The organism is Acinetobacter sp. YH16056_T, from assembly GCF_024605895.1.
GTDB classification, from domain to species: domain Bacteria; phylum Pseudomonadota; class Gammaproteobacteria; order Pseudomonadales; family Moraxellaceae; genus Acinetobacter; species Acinetobacter amyesii.
Map to the genome: position 1 here is coordinate 2,073,677 of NZ_CP094545.1, position 17,960 is coordinate 2,091,636.

Below are 17,960 nucleotides of genomic sequence, written 5' to 3' on the forward strand. Positions count from 1 at the left end.
GACTATAACAACGCAATAAGGGGGTGGCTTATGACAACAACTGTTGTAACTTCTTGGAAATACAGTTCTTCTTCACGTTACTTAAAAATATTTTATGCGAATGGTTCTGGGGATCTCTTTTATCCAGTTTCACCTTTTATTTATGATAATTTACTTCGATGTAGTGATAAAACGGCATTTGTCCACAAATATCTAGAATATGATCTACATTTTTCACGAGTAAGCTTACAGGGTTAAACCGCTACAAGTTTAGCGCTATAGCAACAGTATTTTTATTAGGGTGTGTTGACATTTACAGCCGATAAATTGAGCTAAAGAGGCAACCATATAAATATACAAGCTAAAGCAACAGCGCTTTGATAGTTACGTTTTAGCTTATCGTATCTTGTGGCAATTCCTCTAAATTGTTTTAATCTACAAAATGCATTTTCAACTAAATGTCTGATTTTATACATATACCAGTCCATATCATCATTGCTAGATTTGGCATTTGATCTTCGAGGAATGTTTGCTTTCGTATTACTTTCTCTAATTTTCTTTCTGAAACTTTCTGAATCATAGCCTTTATCTGCACATAGCATTTCTGACTCTGTTAAATCTAATTTTGATACAAGATCAGGTGCAACCTTAATATCATGTGAAGTTCCATCTGAAATAATAAATTCAATAGGATTACCATTTGAATCGATTGCTAAATGTATTTTTGAACTATTACCACCAATACTTTTGGAAATACTTTGATTCTTAATACCAGCTGAATGTTGATGCGCTCGTACATGGCTCCCATCGATAAAAATCCACTCTTTATCAGCATGCTGGCTGAATAATTTAAAAATATTCATAAACTTACTATTTTTAGACCATCGATTATATTTCTTAAAAATAGAATTTGATTTACCAAACTCTTGAGGTAAATCACGCCAAGGACAGCCTGTTCTAATTCGAAATAAAATCGCTTCAATAAAATTCCGTAAATTTAATTTGAGATAAATATTAAAGTGACGGAAAATAGCAAGTAACTTGGACCAGTGTTGATCATTTAGCATTGTTCGAGGCATAGCGAGTGTAAAATTGGGTTTGGCGATTTAATTTTACTATCTCGCTATTTTTTTAATCAACAAATGTCAACAGACCCTAATTAAAAAAAATCGATCAAATCAGGGCTGAATGCCCTGATTTTTAGTTGCGCCAAGTCACCATAAAGAGCCCTGCGCCCACATTTAATGTCATACTGATAAAACGATCATCCGCTTCAACACGTTGGATAAATTCAGCGACCTCATTGGCATGTGACAGCACATTATCCACGATTAACACGCCACTTTGAACTTGTATCAATTCAGCTAAATATGGCCAATACGCGATATACGCATCACGTTCTGCATCCAATAAAATGAAGTCATAACGCTGATTTAACTGCTGTAAAAAATGCAGCGCATCGCCATGATGAAATTCAATGTATTCGGATAAAGCTAAATTTTCCGCATGCTGTTTAGCTTGTTCGATACGCGCTGCATCAATTTCAATGGTTTCGACTCGCCCTTGTGTAGACTGGGCAGCATCTGCCAACCACAGCGTGGAATAGCCTGTAGATGTTCCAATTTCCAAGATCTGTTTGGCTTGTTTTAAGCGAATTTGCATAGCTAAAAACAGTGCAGACTCAGGCTCAATATTTCGGTAACGCGCAAGTCGGTGATTTTGCGCAGCATCGTGAGCACTAAAGTCTGCATAGAGTTGTTGCATATAGTTTTTAAAATTTGCATCCATGCTCATGATTCTGTCCTTTTGTTATTTCTTTCATATTTAAAGATTAAAGTACTAAATATCTACTCAGTGGGTTTCTTGGATCAGTTTAAAACGTGGAATTACTTCACCATCAATTTCAACGGTTTCCATAAACATCTCTAAGGGTCTGACCCACATTGAATAGTCGTCATACAAGCACTGATAGACCACAACTTTTTCACGCGTTTCACTATGTGTTGCAACATGAAAGACTTGATACAACTGACCTTTATAATGCTGATAAATTCCCTGTTTAACCTGCATGCCATTTCCCTAAAAAGTTCTCAATACAATAGCGTTGACTCTAGCATTCTCTCGCTCAAAGCGCGATGAATTCGTTTATTTTTCCACTATTTAACTTGTATTTCTCGATAGTGGCCCAATATTGACTGCATTCACATCGGTATATTCTTATGATTTAGAAAGAAATTTAACTATTTGATTTGTAAAACCGATTAATTTTATAAAAACAAACCGTTTCACCTATTTAATGGTTTGTTCTATCATTCTCTCATCAAATAAATTTACTCCTCTGGAGACGTTAGCAATGTTAGATCAAAATACTTCTGCTCAATTAAAAACCTTACTTGAACGCCTTGAAGGCCCGATTGAAATCGTCGCGACTTTAAACGGTACTGACAAATCAGACAAAATTAAAGAATTGGTAACTGAAGTTGCTGCCTTATCTGATTTAGTGACTGCACGTTTTGATGGTAACAACAGCCGTGCGCCAAGCTTTGGTATTGCAAAAGCAGGTGAAACACCACGTGTATTCTTCGCAGGTTTGCCGATGGGCCATGAGTTCACGTCCTTGATTCTAGCTTTGCTACAAACTTCAGGTTATGCACCGAAAGTTTCTGACGAAGTACTGAACACTATCAAAGGTCTAGGTCTTAAAACTGACTTTGATGTGTTTGTATCTTTAAGCTGCCATAACTGTCCTGACGTGGTTCAAGCACTTAACTTGATCGCAATTTACAACCCAGGTACAACTGCAACCATGATTGATGGTGCATTCTTCCAAGACGAAGTGGAAGAACGCAAAATCATGGCTGTACCGATGGTATTCCAAGACGGCAATCACATCGGTCAAGGTCGTATGACCTTGGAAGAAATCATTGCCAAATTAGACACCAACTCTGCTGTAAAAGATGCTGAAAAGCTAAATGCCAAAGAAGCATTTGATGTCCTTGTGATTGGTGGTGGCCCTGCAGGTAATACTTCTGCAATCTATGCAGCACGTAAAGGTATTAAAACCGGTATCGTGGCTGAACGCATGGGCGGTCAGGTCATGGATACTATGGACATTGAGAACTTCACGTCGATTCAAAAGACCCAAGGTCCTAAGTTTGCTGCTGAAATGGAAGCACATGTACGTGAGTACGGTGTGGACATCATGAACTTGCAACGTGTATCTGACATCAAAGGTGCAGATGAAACAGCCAATGGCTTGGTTGAAGTGACTTTAGAGAATGGTGCAAAACTTGAATCTAAAACAGTGATTCTTTCAACAGGTGCACGCTGGAGAGAAATGAACGTTCCGGGTGAACAAGAATACCGTACTCGTGGTGTTGCATACTGCCCACACTGTGACGGTCCATTGTTTAAAGGTAAACGTGTTGCAGTGATCGGTGGTGGTAACTCAGGTGTCGAAGCGGCGATTGACCTTGCAGGTATTGTGGAACATGTAACGCTAGTTGAGTTTGATACTAAGCTTCGTGCTGACCAAGTCCTTCAAGACAAGTTAAACAGCTTACCGAATACGACTGTGATCATGAATGCATTATCTACAGAAGTGGTTGGTGATGGTTCACAAGTGACTGCATTGAACTACAAAGACCGTGCAACAGATGAAATCAAAACGATTGAATTGGCAGGTATCTTTGTACAAATCGGTTTGTTACCAAACACTGATTTCTTAAAAGAAACAGCGGTTGAACTTTCAAACCGTGGTGAGATCGTAATTAACGAGCGTAACGAAACCAATGTGAAAGGTGTATTTGCTGCCGGTGACTGTACAACAGTACCTTACAAACAAATCATCATTGCGACAGGTGAAGGCGCGAAAGCATCATTATCTGCTTTTGATTACATCATCCGCTCTGGTCAATAATTCAATTTAGACAGAACAGCAAAAGCCAGTTTTCGAACTGGCTTTTTTTATGTCTGAAAATTCATCTCTTGTTTCATTTATAAATTAGTAATAAAACAAATATTTAACTCTCTGACGCTTTTCACTTACACAATAATGAGCAAAACAAACCGTTTAAAACTTGTACAGCAGCTTATTTGCACATTAAGATAAAACAATCATCACGGATTGATGGTTGACAATAACAACAAGAATGTTGGTCAAATTCGACGAAATGGAGAAACGCAATGCACTATCAATATCACTGTGCTTGTTGCAATAAAGTATTGGCTTCAAGCGATAAAGAATGTTCCGAATGTGGCTCGCATAATATCCGTAGCCCATATGGCTTTTGGATATTTTGCATACTCAGTTGTTTGGCTGTTGCCATTCTATTTAAGAGTGTTCAAGTGTATTTGCAACAGCACGATACTGAAGCTACGACCCAACTCAACATCTTTGAAGTACTCAAGCAAGATGGTAAAAATTAAGCTTTTTTACAACAGCCAAATACAGCCGTATGAACAGGCTGGCAATGTGTGAAATTTAGCCAAGTTAAATCTAAGCACTATTATCCAGTTGCTTTAAAGTCATTCAAAGCGAGAAATTAAAATGATGAAAGCCTGAATGATTTCAGGCTTTTTTATGCGCTAGCATCGCCCTGCTCACTTATCTTCACGAGGAAAATTCTTTAAACTATGACAATAGCAAAGAGGTTCTAGACGATGGTGCAGTTAATCAAAAAAGGCGGTTTACGTGAACGCGCCAATCGTAGCCGATTATACAAGGGCTCTGAAAATACCGAAACCACCCTCAAACCGAACCGTTATCGTGATCATGCTGAAACTACCGATGTTGCACAAGATCCATCAAATACAGCACCATCTAAAGACCAAGATCAAACCAATCCAGAGCAATAGAACTTGGACATAAAAAAGCCAAGTTTTAACACTTGGCTTTCGCTTTGCTTACAGCAATATGTTTGCAGCTATTGAAGATTGAACATTCTAATTGCGTCGAACCACAGCCAAATCGCAAAAATTAAAAATAACGCCCCTGAAACCACATCAATATAACTACCCGAACGTTGGTAGAGTGCTTTAATTTTAGGCAAAGACATAATCATCATAAACAAACTAAACACGATAAAGGTCTGAATCGGAATAATGACAGCTAGCTGTGCTTTTAGGTTGCTACTGGCTGATGAGCTCAACGCCAGTGAGAACACACTACTAAAATAGATCAGTGTTTTCGGATTGGCTAAATTCGTAAATAAACCTAATAAGAAATAATTTTCAGTTTTCTGCTGACTTAAGTCCTGCCCATCTTCTAAATTGGCTGTTTGATTTAAACTTTTAAGCCCGCCACTAAACATTGCCCAGCCCATTTTCGCTAAGAAAAATCCACCTACAGCCATTAAAACTTGTTGTATCCATGGAAATTGCTCGACCAAAACCGTAAAGCCCAATAAGGTTAAAACGACCCACACCACAATCCCAACTGAGATCCCCGCAATAATTTTTAAGGTATTTGCACGGGTTGTTGATACTGCACATTTAGCAATTAATAATACATCTGGACCGGGACTCAACTGCGCAACAAAATGAAGCGCACAGATGGTGAATAACAGTGACATGCAAGCTGATTCATTTGAATTAAAACGTGAAGATTATATCGCTTGTTCAATTTTTTTGTTGGCAACACAAGGTTTATTTTTAGGCCGTATCAAAATTTACGCAAAAAAAGCCGAATACACATTCGGCTTTTCATACTGAGTTACTTATTTTTTATTGACATCTTTCAGTTCAATTTGTTTCGCTTCTGGCGTCACTTCACGAGCTTCACCATCAATAACGGATGAATCACGACCTGATTGCTGATTTTGCATATCTTGCATTTGACGCATCATATCTGCAAATGGGTTCTGACCTTGAGCACCGCCCATGCCTCCCATATCGCCCATCATGCCACCCATCATTTTTTCCATCATAGCTTGCTGACGCTTCATCATTGTTTTCATCATGACTGCTTTCATGGCATTTTGTACAGGTGGAATCAAAATAAGTAATGCCATAATATCTGAGATTAGACCCGGTAACAGCAATAAGAAACCAGCCAAAATTTTTGGTAAATTTCCAGTTAAAGCTGGATCATTACTCATTTGACCTGCTTGCATTTGCTGCATTTGAGGCATCAGACCTGATGAATATTTACGGATAATATTCATCCCTATAAAGAAGGCCGCCACGAACCAGAAAAAGACATACCACATGCTGCCGACGAGGTCGCCCACACCGATCCAGACAAACACTTCCAGGATCAAGCCTGCTAAAATCAGAAGAAATAATTTCATGAAAATTAAACAAATCTAAGTAAATTAATTTAAGGTGTTGCGTTCAACTGCTCAATCACTATCAAGCTTTTTTGACACGCTTATGTAACAATATGGGCATATTTTTATTTTTAAAGGGCAAATAGGCAAACATGTCATTAATTATCGGTATTGACCCTGGGTCGCGCTTAACTGGTTACGGCATCATCGAAAAGGATGGTTCTAAACTACGTTTTGTCGATGCTGGCACCATTCGTACCGAAACGACAGAAATGCCTGAACGCTTAAAACGTATCTTTGCTGGTATTGATCGTATCGTAAAGTTTCACGGACCTACTGAAGCCGCGGTTGAGCAAGTCTTTATGGCTCAAAACCCTGACTCTGCCTTAAAACTGGGTCAAGCACGCGGTGCTGCCATTGCCGCTTTAACCAATTTAGATTTACAAGTCGCTGAATATACAGCACGTCAAATCAAACAATCAGTGGTCGGCTATGGTGCGGCAGACAAAGAACAAGTCCAAATGATGGTTATGCGCATTCTGAACCTAAGCATCAAACCACAGCAGGATGCAGCCGATGCTTTGGCTGCCGCAATTTGTCATGCGCATGCGTCTGGTAGTATGAGTAAAATGGCTGTACTGAATGCCTTAGGTGGTATGGCTCGTGGTCGAAGTCGTGTAAGCACTCGACGTCGATAAATAATCGTCAAAACATATAGCTCAGTAATTCAGATTGTTTTCAAAAGCCCACTCAATCTAGTGATCAAATTTAGCGGATCATTTTAAAATTGCTATAGTCTAATTCATGCATTGGAATTTCTTGCTGATCGATTTTAGTTACGTCTGCTCGTAAAGGCCCCACCAGACTGTGTTTCAGTATTTTATGAATGGCGTCTTCAGTTCCAATAATCAGTGCTTCAACTTCGCCCGTCGCTAGATTTTTCACATAGCCATTTAAACCAAGTGCAATCGCTTGCTGTTCAAACCAACGACGATAGCCAACGCCCTGCACTTTACCTTGAATTCGCAATTTAACTGCATGCATTTTAGTCTTCAACTCCTGAATGATTGACCACATGATAAACCGCTTGGGCCATATCCTGCGCTTGCAAACCACGCATCCCCGGCTTCGCCAATACATCACCTGCTAAAGCATGCAGGCTTACGATTTCGTGCAGATGAATTTGCTGATGGAATTGTGCTTTTAAACTTGCAATCATCCCTGCAAGCACATCGCCCATACCGCCTGTACCCATTCCTGCATTACCTGCGGTGCAAATCCAAAGCTGATCTTCAAGTATTAAGCTGCCTGCCCCTTTAAGCACCCATTGACCTTGAAATTTTTCTTTTAAATACTGAATTGCTTGTACACGATCCGCTTCAACTTCTGCAGTAGATAGACCCAATAATTTTGCAGCCTCACCCGGATGTGGCGTTGCATAGGTGCGTGTATTCAATTTTTCAGGTGTTTCAGCTAGAAACCACAAGGCATCTGCATCCAAAACAATTTCCAAGGTTGACTGCTGAATCAATGGAAACCATGACTGAAACTGCTGTTGTGCCCAATTGTCACGACCAAGCCCCATGCCAAAGCTAATCGCATCGACATGATCGATCAGTTGCCGAATCGCTTCTGTATTTAAAGCATTGATATCGCGTAGCATAATATTCGGTGCGCGCGCCAAAATTGCGGTGTGATGTCGTGCATCACAAACAACCGTGACCTTACCTGCACCTGCATGGAATGCAGCCTCAGCAGCCATAATCACCGCCCCACCCATTTCAGCATGTCCACCAACAACTAAAACATGTCCATAACTGCCTTTATGACCAAAAGCTTGTCGCTCAGGTAAAGTGATTTTCTGCGGTGACAAATACGCAAGTGGCTCAAGCTTAATATCAGTCGGTATGCATGCTATCACCGAAACTTCACCTGCATATTCCTTCGCTTGGCCTGTAAATAACCCTGCTTTTAAACCCAATGCCGTAAAGGTATAATCGGCTTGAAATGCGATGGGTAAAGGCTGTCCTGTATTGGCATGTAAACCGCTTGGAATATCAATCGCAACTTTGAGTCCCGTGCATGCATTCAATCGTTGAATAATGGCTTGCCACTCGTGAGAAAGTTCACGATTGAGCCCTATACCAAATAATGCGTCGATATAGACGTCATAGTCACGCTGAAAATCAAAATGTGTATAGATCTTGAGCTTGTGATCTATCGTTTCCTGTACCGCAGAATGCAAATCTTTCGATGCCCCTATTTCAGCGGCATAGATATCGACTTGAAAGCCTGCTTGCTGTAGATATTGCGCTGTAAGATAGCCGTCGCCTGCGTTGTTACCCTGCCCACAACACACTGCAATATTTTTTAAATTTTGCTGCTTTAACATTGGAATAAGTTGCTGAGCAATCGACCATGCGACCTGCTGCATCAGACCATAACTGCTATTGTGCTGAGCAAACCAACGCTGCTCCCAAGCTTGAATACTTTGGCTAAGATAAACAGGGCTATGGTAAACTTGCAGACGCATTGTTTTTCCTTGTTATGATTATGGCCGCTTCAACTCCTGCACAAAAAATTCCTGTCGATCAATATGATCCAGAAACCCTAAAAGCATGGATTAAAGCGCAAGCCTTAAATTTAGGTTTTTCTGATTGTGTCATCGCAAAGCCAGATGCTCAAGAGGAACTCCCTCGTTTTAAAGAATATTTAGAACGTGGTTATCATGGCGATATGAAATTCCTAGAGGAAAACCTTGAAAAACGTGCCAATCCTGCACTTTTAGTCCCCGGCACACGCAGTATTATCTGTGTCCGCATGGACTATTTGGTCGAAACCCCAAAACCACGTTATGTTCCTGATGAGCCAAATGCAGCCATCATTGCACGCTATGCACGAGGTCGTGACTACCATAAAGTCATGCGCGGACGTTTAAAAACTTTGTCGAATATTATCCGTGAAAAAATCGGAGATTTTGAATCTAGACCCTTTGCCGACTCTGCCCCAGTGTTTGAAAAATCCTTAGCTGAAAATGCAGGCATGGGCTGGACAGGCAAACACACCTTACTGATCCATAAAAAATCAGGCTCATTTTTTGTATTAGGTGAGCTGTTTACATCACTCGATTTGCCTTTTGATTCTCCGGCAACCAAACATTGTGGTTCATGCACAGCCTGTATTGATATCTGTCCAACTCAGGCCATCGTTGAGCCCTATATGTTAGATGCACGTAAATGCATTGCCTACTTAACCATCGAATATAAAGGCATCATTCCTGAAGAATTACGCCGTGGCATTGGCAACCGTGTGTTTGGCTGTGATGACTGTCAACTTATCTGTCCATGGAATAGCTTTGCGCATAAAACTCAAATTGAGGACTTTTATCCACGTCATCGCCTCGACCAAGTGAGTTTATTAGATCTTTGGCAATGGGATGAAGCCACTTTTTTAAGCTGTACTGAAGGCAGTCCTATCCGACGAACAGGCTATCAAAGCTTTATGCGAAATATCGCCATTGGCTTAGGCAATGCACCATACAGTTCAAATATTGTTCAATCATTAAAAAATTCTCGCGAAAAACATGACGCGATTGTGCAAGTTCATATTGATTGGGCAATTGCAGAACAAAACTCAAAAATGCTTTAAGGGCTTTTATTCTATATTTTCCAGATCCTTACAAAGTTTTCTTTTAAGCTAAAACTTAGTGACGCAATCAAAGAAAATTGATTTTTCAGCTTAAAATAAACATTGCAGCGATTGTGCTGACATTTAACACAACTTTGTAAGTATCTTAAATATCAAAAGTTCTTTAAAAAAGCCATTTCAATGCACTTTAGCTAAATTTCAATGTTACAAAATAGTCTTGGAAGTCTGCAAATTTTACGTATGATGATCTGCATTAGGCAGAAAATATGGATTATTTATGAGCTACCGAAATGACTGGACACATCCAGAAATACAAGAGTTGTATCAACAACCATTGATGGATTTATTATTCCAAGCACAGACCATTCACCGTGAATATTTCCAAGCCAATCATATTCAAGTCAGCACCTTACTTTCGATTAAAACCGGTAAGTGCCCTGAAGACTGTAAATATTGCTCTCAGTCTGCACATTATGACTCTGGATTAGAAGCTGAAAAACGTCTGGCTGTGGAAAAAGTCATCAATGAAGCGAAAGCTGCGCTTGCCTCAGGTTCTTCGCGTTTTTGTATGGGCGCTGCATGGCGCAATCCACATGAACGGGACATGCCCTATGTGCTAGAAATGGTGCGTGAAGTCAAAGCGCTGGGACTTGAAACCTGTATGACCCTTGGCATGCTGAATCAGTCTCAAGCAGAGCGCCTACATGAGGCAGGCTTAGATTATTACAACCATAACCTCGATACCTCTCGTGAGTATTATCCCAATGTCATTAGCACGCGTAGCTATGATGACCGTTTAACGACGCTAGACTATGTTCGCCAATCTGGAATGAAAATCTGTAGCGGCGGAATTGTGGGCTTAGGTGAAAGCCGTGATGACCGTATCGCCTTTTTGATGGAGTTGGCAACGCTGCCGATTCATCCTGAATCCGTGCCGATTAATCTCCTTGTCCCTATTCAAGGTACCCCACTTGCAGAGGTTGAGAAACTTGATGTGATCGAATGGATTCGCACCATTGCAGTCGCACGGATCATTATGCCAAAAAGCTATATTCGACTCTCTGCAGGTCGTGAATCCCTGAGTGATTCAGAACAAGCTTTGGCATTTATGGCAGGTGCAAATTCACTCTTTTCTGGTGAAAAACTGCTGACCACGCCAAATGCAGGCGAAGGCAAAGATCAGCTTTTATTTAGCAAACTCGGTTTAATCGCGGAACAGCCCAAACCAACTGCTGCACAGCTTTCAACTGATGCCATGCAAATGGCTTAAAACCCAAGCCCCGAACATCGGGGCTTAGTTTTATTGAATGATCAGTGGTAGGTTTCAATGTGCAATGCAAGAGATGGTGCGAATAAATGAATGGTTGAATCACCATGAGTATGGAAAATATATCGATTACTTCGCAAAGTTATGTGCTGTTATTAAAATTCCATAGCCTGCATTTAAATAATCCCCTTCACGAATAATGTCTTGACCATTAGCATGTTGAACCACCAATTGCTGCTGAATCACATCATAATGAAAAGATTCAAAGCAATCCTGATGTTGTAATAACCATGCAATGGTATCTGCCATATTGGCATCGACGGTATAACGCTCGGCTTGAAAATCTTTACTCATATCTGCATGAAAACTGTGAATGTATTTCTATTTTAATGATTTCAATATTGACCGGCATTAAAAAAGTGAGCTTTCGCTCACTTTTTTTTCGGCTGAGACTCTGCATTACTTTGTCACACCGCACTTACGACATTCCTTGTGCGAACCGATTTCTTCCATTTGCTCGTATTCGTAAATATGCATGCAAAATAGTTTTCTGAATAATTGAAGCATGTTGTTAAAACTCCCGTTTATTTATTAATGTGCTTCTGAATATTTCGTCCTGAAATATTATGATCATGCCTAAACACGCCATAGCTAATTTATTAGCATATTTTTCCAATGAGTCAAATATCTTTACTTTAAAATGACACAATTTCGGATAATCGGTTATTTTTAAGCCTTCCTTATATTCACCTGAGTTATAAGGATTTTTATTAATATCAACATCACAGATATAGATTAATTTTCAGCAAATTTTGCACAAAAAAAACTCCCCCTTAGGAGAGTTTTTTCAAATAGATGATCACATGAGTAACGTTATTCACAAGCCCAGATTTAAACGTTCTGACTGGCAAACTTCGCACGTGCAGCATGCAATTTTTTATAGCTATCAATCAGACGTAAATGACGATCTAAACCTTCAAGTTGCATATTGGTTTCAGTTAAACCGTAGAAGCGAAGACTGCCATCCATTGAACCAATCACTGCATCCATACGTTCGTCACCAAACATACGACGGAAATTATGTTCATAGTCATTGAGATCTAAGTCATCGTCCAATTCAACTTCTAAAACCACATTCATGCATTGATAGAACAAACCACGTTCAACTGTATTAGTGTTGTACTGAAGGAAGGTTTCGACCAACTCTTTTGCTTCTTCAAATTCTTGTAAGGCAATATAGATCAGTAGTTTGAGCTCAAGAACCGTTAATTGGCCCCATACGGTATTGTCATCAAACTCAATCCCGATGAGCGTCACAATATCCGTGTAATCATCCACCTCAAGCTCTTCTAAGCGCTCAACCAGTGACACTAACTCGTCTTCATCTAAACGATGAATGTTTAAAATATCCTCACGGAAGTCCAAAGCTTTGTTGGTATTATCCCAAACCAAGTCTTCAACCAAATACACTTCAGAATAACCCGGAACTAAAATACGACATGCCGTAGCACCTAGATGCTGGTAGACCGCCATATACACTTCTTTGCCCATGTCTTCTAGAATCGCAAACATCGCTGCAGCTTCTTCCGCATTGGCATTTTCACCTTCAGATGTGAAATCCCACTCTACAAAATCATAGTCTGATTGTGCGCTAAAGAATTTCCAAGACACCAAACCACTTGAGTCAATAAAGTGTTCTACAAAGTTATTTGGCTCAGTGACTGCATTTGAGCTAAACGTTGGTTTTGGTAGATCGTTTAGACCTTCAAAGCTACGGCCTTGTAGAAGCTCGGTTAAGCTACGCTCTAAAGCTACTTCGAGTTTAGGGTGCGCACCAAAAGATGCAAAAACCCCACCAGTACGTGGGTTCATTAAGGTTACGCACATCACAGGGTACTGACCACCAAGTGAAGCATCTTTTACCAATACAGGAAAACCTTGTTCTTCTAAGCCTTGAATACCCGCAACAATACTTGGATATTTGGCTAAAACCTCTTCTGGTACATCTGGTAGAGCCAATTCACCTTCTAAAATCTCACGTTTGACCGCACGCTCAAAGATTTCCGATAAACATTGCACTTGAGCCTCAGCCAAGGTATTCCCTGCACTCATCCCGTTTGACAAGTATAAATTTTCAATCAAGTTTGATGGGAAATACACTGTTTCACCGTCGGACTGACGGACAAATGGAAGAGAGCAAATACCGCGTGCTATATTTCCTGAATTGGTGTCATATAGATGTGTACCTAATAACTCATTTTCTGGGTTATAAATTTCACGTGTGTAGTCATCTAAGATTTCAGTAGGTAACTCGCCTTCTGGGCCGGGTTGGAACCATTTTTCATCTGGATAATGCACAAAGTCAGCATTGGCAATCTCTTCACCCCAGAACTGGTCGTTATAGAAGAAGTTGCAATTGAGACGTTCAATAAATTCACCCAAAGCCGAGGCTAAGGCACTTTCTTTGGTTGAACCCTTACCATTGGTAAAACACATGGGCGATTGTGCATCACGAATATGTAGAGACCAAACATTCGGCACGATGTTACGCCATGACGCGATTTCAATCTTCATGCCTAAACCAGCCAAAATACCTGACATATTGGCAATGGTTTCTTCTAATGGCAGATCTTTACCCGGAATAAACGTGGTACTGTCTGACGCTAAATTTGGCATAAGTAAAGCTTGTGCATCTGCATCAATGCTTTCTACTTCTTCAATGACAAACTCAGGACCAGTTTGAATCACTTTTTTAACCGTGCAGCGGTCAATTGAACGCAAAATACCTTGACGGTCCTTTTCAGAAATATCCGCAGGTAGTTCAACTTGAATTTTGAAAATTTGCTTATAGCGGTTTTCAGGATCAACAATATTATTTTGTGATAAGCGAATATTATCTGTCGGAATGTCTCGCGCCGCACAATACACTTTTACAAAATACGCTGCACATAATGCTGATGACGCTAAAAAGTAGTCGAATGGTCCGGGAGCAGAACCATCACCTTTATAGCGAATAGGTTGGTCGGCAATTACCGTGAAGTCATCAAATTTGGCTTCTTGTCGAAGGTTATCGAGATAATTAACCTTAATTTCCATGTGGGCACCTAAATATTCTTATGTGTCAGTGCAACACATAAAAATGAAAACATAAGCCGAATAACTGTAGGACATTGACTTAAAAATGTGAGGCCAGTACCAATCTATACGCTGTTGGGCACGGTACTGACAAGAATGGGCATTATTATAAGGTTATTTTGACTGTTTGATAACTTTTGTCGTGATTTACATCACGATAGGATTTGACACTTTGTGCATTTTGGTCGAATCAAAGCTTAACTGCTGCAACTACAGCCAATTTGTTGTGTTAGTGTGCAGCCGTGAAGAAAAAGGCTTGTCTTTTAAAAAAATCTTCGCTAGTATGCTTTGCGTCTGAACTTGTTGATAAATAACACATTCAGAATATAGGGCCTATAGCTCAGTTGGTTAGAGCAGCGGACTCATAATCCGTTGGTCCACAGTTCAAGTCTGTGTGGGCCCACCATATAAATCAACCCCTTACGTGTATTAATCGTAAGGGGTTTTTTAATGTTAAAAGCTAAGTAAAGTTTGTCTAAGCCTTTAAAAGATATGGCAGATAACATATAGATACGTACAAAACTTCAAGTCAACTTGAGTAAGCTACGATTGGTTAATACGAGAAGTAGGTTATAAAGAAATACATTCAAGAAAAATTTAAAAGCTTAAGTTCTAGATACCCTTAAATAAAGTCACGATTTGTTATACTTAAAAGGTATTATTTTATTCATTATAAGCAAATGTTTTTTGATTCATGACATTTAGAAATACTATATATTTCACACTTTAAAAGCACAAATATTAAGACTCAATCTGTTCAGGCTTTCTTAAGTCCAAATAAAACTCAACAATTGACCAAATCACAATCAAAGCAAACATAGCAACAGCGAATAACACAGCAGTTAAATAAATCATGCTTGAGTTCTCCGTTAGAAAACGAGTTAAGACCAACAGGTTAAAAGTTTTAACCTACGACAAAAGTCTAATAAGAATTTCTAACGGTGCCTAGCCATATTTAGCAAATTTTTAAGAGTATTTTTATCTATGATGATAGCTTTTCTATATAAAATTTAACCGATTTATTGTTAAAAAGTATCAGTCTTCAATCCCCCTTCTTATTCTGATTTGAAATATATGCACAATTCAGATCAAAGCTCACTTAAATCCTCTTGACTCATGATCCAAACAAGCAGAAATTACACCTTTTTAAAATCACCGTATCACCGACTATGTTGAAAAAGTTTATTGGCGAATCTGCATTTAAATTGGCAGGCTGGAAATACCACGTAGAACCTGATGTTTTAGAAAATAAACAAGTGATCGTCGGCTTTGAACACACCTCAATGATGGATGCTGTTCTTTCACTGGCCCTTTGCCAAATTTACGACATTAAAATTCACACGCTGATTAAAAAAGAACTCTTTAAAGGTCCATTTAAACCTGTTCTTGAAGCGATTGGCGGTATTCCTGTAGACCGTAAAGCCAATAAAGACATCGTGACTCAAATGGTTGAGCATTTTGAAGCTAGCGAAAAATTTAATTTAGTCATTGCTCCAGAAGCGACCCGTGCAGTACGTGGTGAAACACGAAAACCAATTCGTACAGGCTTTTGGTATATTGCTAAAGCAGCAGGTGTGCCGATTGTATTAATGTATGCCAACTCAAAAACCAAACAAGGTGGTATTTTTGGCAAGATTTACCCGACTGAGCTCGATCACGATTTAGCTTTAATTAAGCAACTCTATAAAGATAAAGTAGGTTTAGATATCGTGATCCCAGAACCTAAAAATAAAGACTAAGCGCCATTCACGTTTTAACGAACTACGTATTTAAAGATATAAATGTCACGTGCTCCATGCATTGTACATTTATATCTTCCTGTTATATCAAGATAGAGCTCACCCTTTTAGCCCGATTCTCATCATAAGAAAAATTACAGTACGGGCGTTTAGACATTTCGCATTATTTTCTCAAATTTGGATATTTTTTTTTCAACTACTCAATTCCTGAAATCCAGTACTTTCACACAAAAAAGCCATTATGGTAGAATTTGCTCAATTTGATAGGCATAAGGCCAATCTACAAGGAGCATATTTCGCATGGCGGGTCATTCCAAGTGGGCTAATACTAAGCATCGTAAAGCAAAACAAGATGCGAGCCGCGCTAAAGTATTCACAAAATTTATCCGTGAAATCGTGACAGCTGCACGTTTAGGCGGCGGTGATGTAGCGTCTAACCCACGTTTACGTGCTGTTGTTGAAAAAGCATTAGTTGCAAACATGACACGTGACACCATTAACCGTGCGATCCAACGTGGTGTGGGCGGTGAAGAAAATACCGATCTAAAAGAAGTAACCTACGAAGGATATGGCGTTGGTGGTGTTGCGGTCATCATTGAAACAATGACGGATAACTTGAACCGTACTGTTCCTGACGTTCGTCATTGCTTCTCGAAAACTGATGGTAATTTAGGTACTGCAGGTTCAGTAGCTTATATGTTTACCAAACGTGGTGAGATTACTTTTGAAGATGTTTCTTTAGAAGATCAAATCATGGACGTCGCTTTAGAAGCGGGTGCTGAAGACATCGAAGTGGACGAAGAAGAAATTCTAGTTATCACCACACCTGAAACTTTCGGTGAGGTTCAGGATGCACTTGCAGCAGCAGGTTTAAAATCTGATAACGCCGAAGTGGTCATGAACCCTTCAACTAAAGCGTTAATTTCAGATATCGAACAAGCGAAAAAAATCATCAAAATGATTGATATGTTTGAAGATCTTGACGACGTTCAAAACGTGTATACCAACGTTGAATTTACCGATGAAGTGATGGCTGAGTTAGAAGCTCTATAGTTCAATCGAGTGAAGTATAAAACGCACCCTTCGGTGCGTTTTTTATTGCCTAGCTTTCAACTGTTTGAGTTTATATATGAGGGCTGCATTTAAACCTTATTTAATAAGCCATTACAGTTAAAAACATTATATTGTTTAATTACAAAGCTCGAATGTAATGCAACTACGTGTTCAATTTTACCAATGCGCTTGAGTAAAATTTCACTATAGTTTTCCATATCACGTGCAACGACTTCCACAATAAAATCGGCAGACTGCCCTGTCACTAAAAATGCATTAATGACTTCTGGGATACTTTCTAATGCTTCTAAAAATTTAGCAAAGGTGTCTGTATCATGCTTACTCAAAGACACCTGCAGCAGCACATGCAAACTAAAGCCCAATTTTTGATAATTAATTTCACGTTTCAGACCACTGATAATATTGTGATCAATCAATTGTTTGATCCGACGATGAACTGAACTGACCGATAAATTCACCCGCTCTGACAGTTCATTTAAATTGACATCTTCATGGGTCAAAATTTCTAAAATTTGTTTATCAAAACGGTCTAGTTCCATCAGTCTACTCCAGCCATTTTTGAAAACAGTGCTGATGAACCCGATTCATCAAACACCTGTTGTCATTTTCAATGTTATTTTAAGTTTTAAAATCAGCATTTATGTGCAAGTTTTCTCATGTATAGCATGATTTATTAAAAATAATAAAGCTCATATGCATTATGAACATAATAATTTGCATAAATATCGTGTTTAAATGAATGTTTTTTCATCACGGTTTGATTTTTTATATTACCAAGTAAGTATTAAGTGGCTTAAAAAAAGCGCGCCATTAGGCGCGCTTTTTTTAAGCAGTATGACGCAAAGTTTC

General features: G+C 39.3%; 19 protein-coding genes and 1 tRNA gene. 10 read left to right on the top strand and 10 right to left on the bottom strand.

Annotated features, from left to right (window positions below; translation table 11 throughout):
* Window positions 1-30: 30 nt before the first annotated feature.
* Window positions 31-237, top strand: a complete 207-nt coding sequence (locus MST17_RS10305; protein ID WP_078189026.1) for a KTSC domain-containing protein — start codon at window positions 31-33, stop codon at window positions 235-237.
* A 74-nt stretch (window positions 238-311) separates the two neighbouring features.
* Here MST17_RS10305 and MST17_RS10310 read toward each other — a convergent pair whose 3' ends face one another.
* From MST17_RS10310 to MST17_RS10320, 3 genes are all read right to left on the bottom strand, one after another.
* Window positions 312-1,058, bottom strand: coding sequence for an IS5 family transposase (locus MST17_RS10310; RefSeq protein WP_026056797.1), 747 nt, complete (start codon window positions 1,056-1,058; stop codon window positions 312-314).
* Between the two features lie 121 nt (window positions 1,059-1,179).
* On the bottom strand, window positions 1,180-1,773 hold the full coding sequence (locus MST17_RS10315) for an O-methyltransferase (protein ID WP_180027446.1): 594 nt from the start codon (window positions 1,771-1,773) through the stop codon (window positions 1,180-1,182).
* 57 nt (window positions 1,774-1,830) lie between these two features.
* Window positions 1,831-2,049: a DUF1653 domain-containing protein gene (locus MST17_RS10320; protein WP_078189028.1), complete on the bottom strand. Its 219-nt coding sequence runs from the start codon at window positions 2,047-2,049 to the stop codon at window positions 1,831-1,833.
* Between the two features lie 283 nt (window positions 2,050-2,332).
* On the opposite strand from MST17_RS10320, the gene ahpF reads away from it, so the two are divergent.
* The 3 genes from ahpF (at window position 2,333) to MST17_RS10335 (ending at window position 4,836) form a co-directional block, all read left to right on the top strand.
* Window positions 2,333-3,898 carry an alkyl hydroperoxide reductase subunit F gene (gene ahpF, locus MST17_RS10325; RefSeq protein WP_257246857.1) on the top strand — a complete coding sequence of 522 codons (1,566 nt, stop codon included), beginning with the start codon at window positions 2,333-2,335 and terminating at the stop codon, window positions 3,896-3,898.
* Between the two features lie 266 nt (window positions 3,899-4,164).
* On the top strand, window positions 4,165-4,407 hold the full coding sequence (locus tag MST17_RS10330) for a hypothetical protein (protein ID WP_078192893.1): 243 nt from the start codon (window positions 4,165-4,167) through the stop codon (window positions 4,405-4,407).
* A 234-nt stretch (window positions 4,408-4,641) separates the two neighbouring features.
* The gene (locus tag MST17_RS10335) at window positions 4,642-4,836 is read left to right on the top strand and encodes a hypothetical protein (RefSeq protein WP_078192892.1); all 195 of its coding nucleotides are present in this window, start codon (window positions 4,642-4,644) and stop codon (window positions 4,834-4,836) included.
* A gap of 68 nt (window positions 4,837-4,904) precedes the next feature.
* Here MST17_RS10335 and MST17_RS10340 read toward each other — a convergent pair whose 3' ends face one another.
* Both MST17_RS10340 and MST17_RS10345 read right to left on the bottom strand, forming a co-directional pair.
* Window positions 4,905-5,552: a LysE family transporter gene (locus MST17_RS10340; RefSeq protein WP_180027227.1), complete on the bottom strand. Its 648-nt coding sequence runs from the start codon at window positions 5,550-5,552 to the stop codon at window positions 4,905-4,907.
* A 144-nt stretch (window positions 5,553-5,696) separates the two neighbouring features.
* The gene (locus MST17_RS10345) at window positions 5,697-6,269 is read right to left on the bottom strand and encodes an FxsA family protein (RefSeq protein ID WP_078189033.1); all 573 of its coding nucleotides are present in this window, start codon (window positions 6,267-6,269) and stop codon (window positions 5,697-5,699) included.
* 131 nt (window positions 6,270-6,400) lie between these two features.
* On the opposite strand from MST17_RS10345, the gene ruvC reads away from it, so the two are divergent.
* Window positions 6,401-6,946, top strand: a complete 546-nt coding sequence (gene ruvC / locus MST17_RS10350) for a crossover junction endodeoxyribonuclease RuvC (RefSeq protein WP_078189034.1) — start codon at window positions 6,401-6,403, stop codon at window positions 6,944-6,946.
* A gap of 70 nt (window positions 6,947-7,016) precedes the next feature.
* Here ruvC and MST17_RS10355 read toward each other — a convergent pair whose 3' ends face one another.
* Together MST17_RS10355 and MST17_RS10360 are read right to left on the bottom strand one after the other, a co-directional pair.
* Entirely contained in the window at window positions 7,017-7,292 is a 276-nt protein-coding gene (locus MST17_RS10355) for an acylphosphatase (protein WP_180012138.1), read from the bottom strand.
* Between the two features lies 1 nt (window position 7,293).
* Window positions 7,294-8,781: an NAD(P)H-hydrate dehydratase gene (locus tag MST17_RS10360; protein WP_180027228.1), complete on the bottom strand. Its 1,488-nt coding sequence runs from the start codon at window positions 8,779-8,781 to the stop codon at window positions 7,294-7,296.
* Window positions 8,782-8,801: 20 nt separating this feature from the next.
* Here MST17_RS10360 and queG point away from each other — a divergent pair, with 20 nt between their 5' ends.
* Together queG and bioB are read left to right on the top strand one after the other, a co-directional pair.
* Window positions 8,802-9,896: a tRNA epoxyqueuosine(34) reductase QueG gene (queG, locus tag MST17_RS10365; RefSeq protein WP_180027229.1), complete on the top strand. Its 1,095-nt coding sequence runs from the start codon at window positions 8,802-8,804 to the stop codon at window positions 9,894-9,896.
* 277 nt (window positions 9,897-10,173) lie between these two features.
* Window positions 10,174-11,166, top strand: coding sequence for a biotin synthase BioB (gene bioB / locus MST17_RS10370; RefSeq protein WP_180027230.1), 993 nt, complete (start codon window positions 10,174-10,176; stop codon window positions 11,164-11,166).
* A gap of 126 nt (window positions 11,167-11,292) precedes the next feature.
* Here the strand turns inward: bioB and MST17_RS10375 are convergent, their stop codons facing one another.
* Together MST17_RS10375 and MST17_RS10380 are read right to left on the bottom strand one after the other, a co-directional pair.
* Complete coding sequence (locus MST17_RS10375) at window positions 11,293-11,517, bottom strand: hypothetical protein (RefSeq protein ID WP_111885746.1); 225 nt, start codon at window positions 11,515-11,517, stop codon at window positions 11,293-11,295.
* Window positions 11,518-12,054: 537 nt separating this feature from the next.
* Entirely contained in the window at window positions 12,055-14,259 is a 2,205-nt protein-coding gene (locus MST17_RS10380; RefSeq protein ID WP_180022550.1) for an OsmC domain/YcaO domain-containing protein, read from the bottom strand.
* A gap of 368 nt (window positions 14,260-14,627) precedes the next feature.
* Here MST17_RS10380 and MST17_RS10385 point away from each other — a divergent pair.
* The 3 genes from MST17_RS10385 (at window position 14,628) to MST17_RS10395 (ending at window position 17,090) form a co-directional block, all read left to right on the top strand.
* A tRNA-Ile gene (locus tag MST17_RS10385) sits at window positions 14,628-14,704 on the top strand.
* Window positions 14,705-15,467: 763 nt separating this feature from the next.
* Window positions 15,468-16,037, top strand: a complete 570-nt coding sequence (locus tag MST17_RS10390) for a 1-acyl-sn-glycerol-3-phosphate acyltransferase (RefSeq protein WP_078194352.1) — start codon at window positions 15,468-15,470, stop codon at window positions 16,035-16,037.
* A gap of 300 nt (window positions 16,038-16,337) precedes the next feature.
* Complete coding sequence (locus tag MST17_RS10395; protein ID WP_111886000.1) at window positions 16,338-17,090, top strand: YebC/PmpR family DNA-binding transcriptional regulator; 753 nt, start codon at window positions 16,338-16,340, stop codon at window positions 17,088-17,090.
* Between the two features lie 89 nt (window positions 17,091-17,179).
* Here MST17_RS10395 and MST17_RS10400 read toward each other — a convergent pair whose 3' ends face one another.
* The gene (locus MST17_RS10400; RefSeq protein WP_111885999.1) at window positions 17,180-17,650 is read right to left on the bottom strand and encodes an Lrp/AsnC family transcriptional regulator; all 471 of its coding nucleotides are present in this window, start codon (window positions 17,648-17,650) and stop codon (window positions 17,180-17,182) included.
* Window positions 17,651-17,960: the final 310 nt, after the last annotated feature.

Coding starts and splice junctions, on each gene's coding strand:
- MST17_RS10305 (WP_078189026.1), top strand. CDS start 31: ATGACAACAACTGTTGTAACTTCTTGGAAATACAGTTCTTCTTCACGT.
- MST17_RS10310 (WP_026056797.1), bottom strand. CDS start 1,058: ATGCCTCGAACAATGCTAAATGATCAACACTGGTCCAAGTTACTTGCT.
- MST17_RS10315 (WP_180027446.1), bottom strand. CDS start 1,773: ATGAGCATGGATGCAAATTTTAAAAACTATATGCAACAACTCTATGCA.
- MST17_RS10320 (WP_078189028.1), bottom strand. CDS start 2,049: ATGCAGGTTAAACAGGGAATTTATCAGCATTATAAAGGTCAGTTGTAT.
- ahpF (WP_257246857.1), top strand. CDS start 2,333: ATGTTAGATCAAAATACTTCTGCTCAATTAAAAACCTTACTTGAACGC.
- MST17_RS10330 (WP_078192893.1), top strand. CDS start 4,165: ATGCACTATCAATATCACTGTGCTTGTTGCAATAAAGTATTGGCTTCA.
- MST17_RS10335 (WP_078192892.1), top strand. CDS start 4,642: ATGGTGCAGTTAATCAAAAAAGGCGGTTTACGTGAACGCGCCAATCGT.
- MST17_RS10340 (WP_180027227.1), bottom strand. CDS start 5,552: ATGTCACTGTTATTCACCATCTGTGCGCTTCATTTTGTTGCGCAGTTG.
- MST17_RS10345 (WP_078189033.1), bottom strand. CDS start 6,269: ATGAAATTATTTCTTCTGATTTTAGCAGGCTTGATCCTGGAAGTGTTT.
- ruvC (WP_078189034.1), top strand. CDS start 6,401: ATGTCATTAATTATCGGTATTGACCCTGGGTCGCGCTTAACTGGTTAC.
- MST17_RS10355 (WP_180012138.1), bottom strand. CDS start 7,292: ATGCATGCAGTTAAATTGCGAATTCAAGGTAAAGTGCAGGGCGTTGGC.
- MST17_RS10360 (WP_180027228.1), bottom strand. CDS start 8,781: ATGCGTCTGCAAGTTTACCATAGCCCTGTTTATCTTAGCCAAAGTATT.
- queG (WP_180027229.1), top strand. CDS start 8,802: ATGGCCGCTTCAACTCCTGCACAAAAAATTCCTGTCGATCAATATGAT.
- bioB (WP_180027230.1), top strand. CDS start 10,174: ATGAGCTACCGAAATGACTGGACACATCCAGAAATACAAGAGTTGTAT.
- MST17_RS10375 (WP_111885746.1), bottom strand. CDS start 11,517: ATGAGTAAAGATTTTCAAGCCGAGCGTTATACCGTCGATGCCAATATG.
- MST17_RS10380 (WP_180022550.1), bottom strand. CDS start 14,259: ATGGAAATTAAGGTTAATTATCTCGATAACCTTCGACAAGAAGCCAAA.
- MST17_RS10390 (WP_078194352.1), top strand. CDS start 15,468: ATGTTGAAAAAGTTTATTGGCGAATCTGCATTTAAATTGGCAGGCTGG.
- MST17_RS10395 (WP_111886000.1), top strand. CDS start 16,338: ATGGCGGGTCATTCCAAGTGGGCTAATACTAAGCATCGTAAAGCAAAA.
- MST17_RS10400 (WP_111885999.1), bottom strand. CDS start 17,650: ATGGAACTAGACCGTTTTGATAAACAAATTTTAGAAATTTTGACCCAT.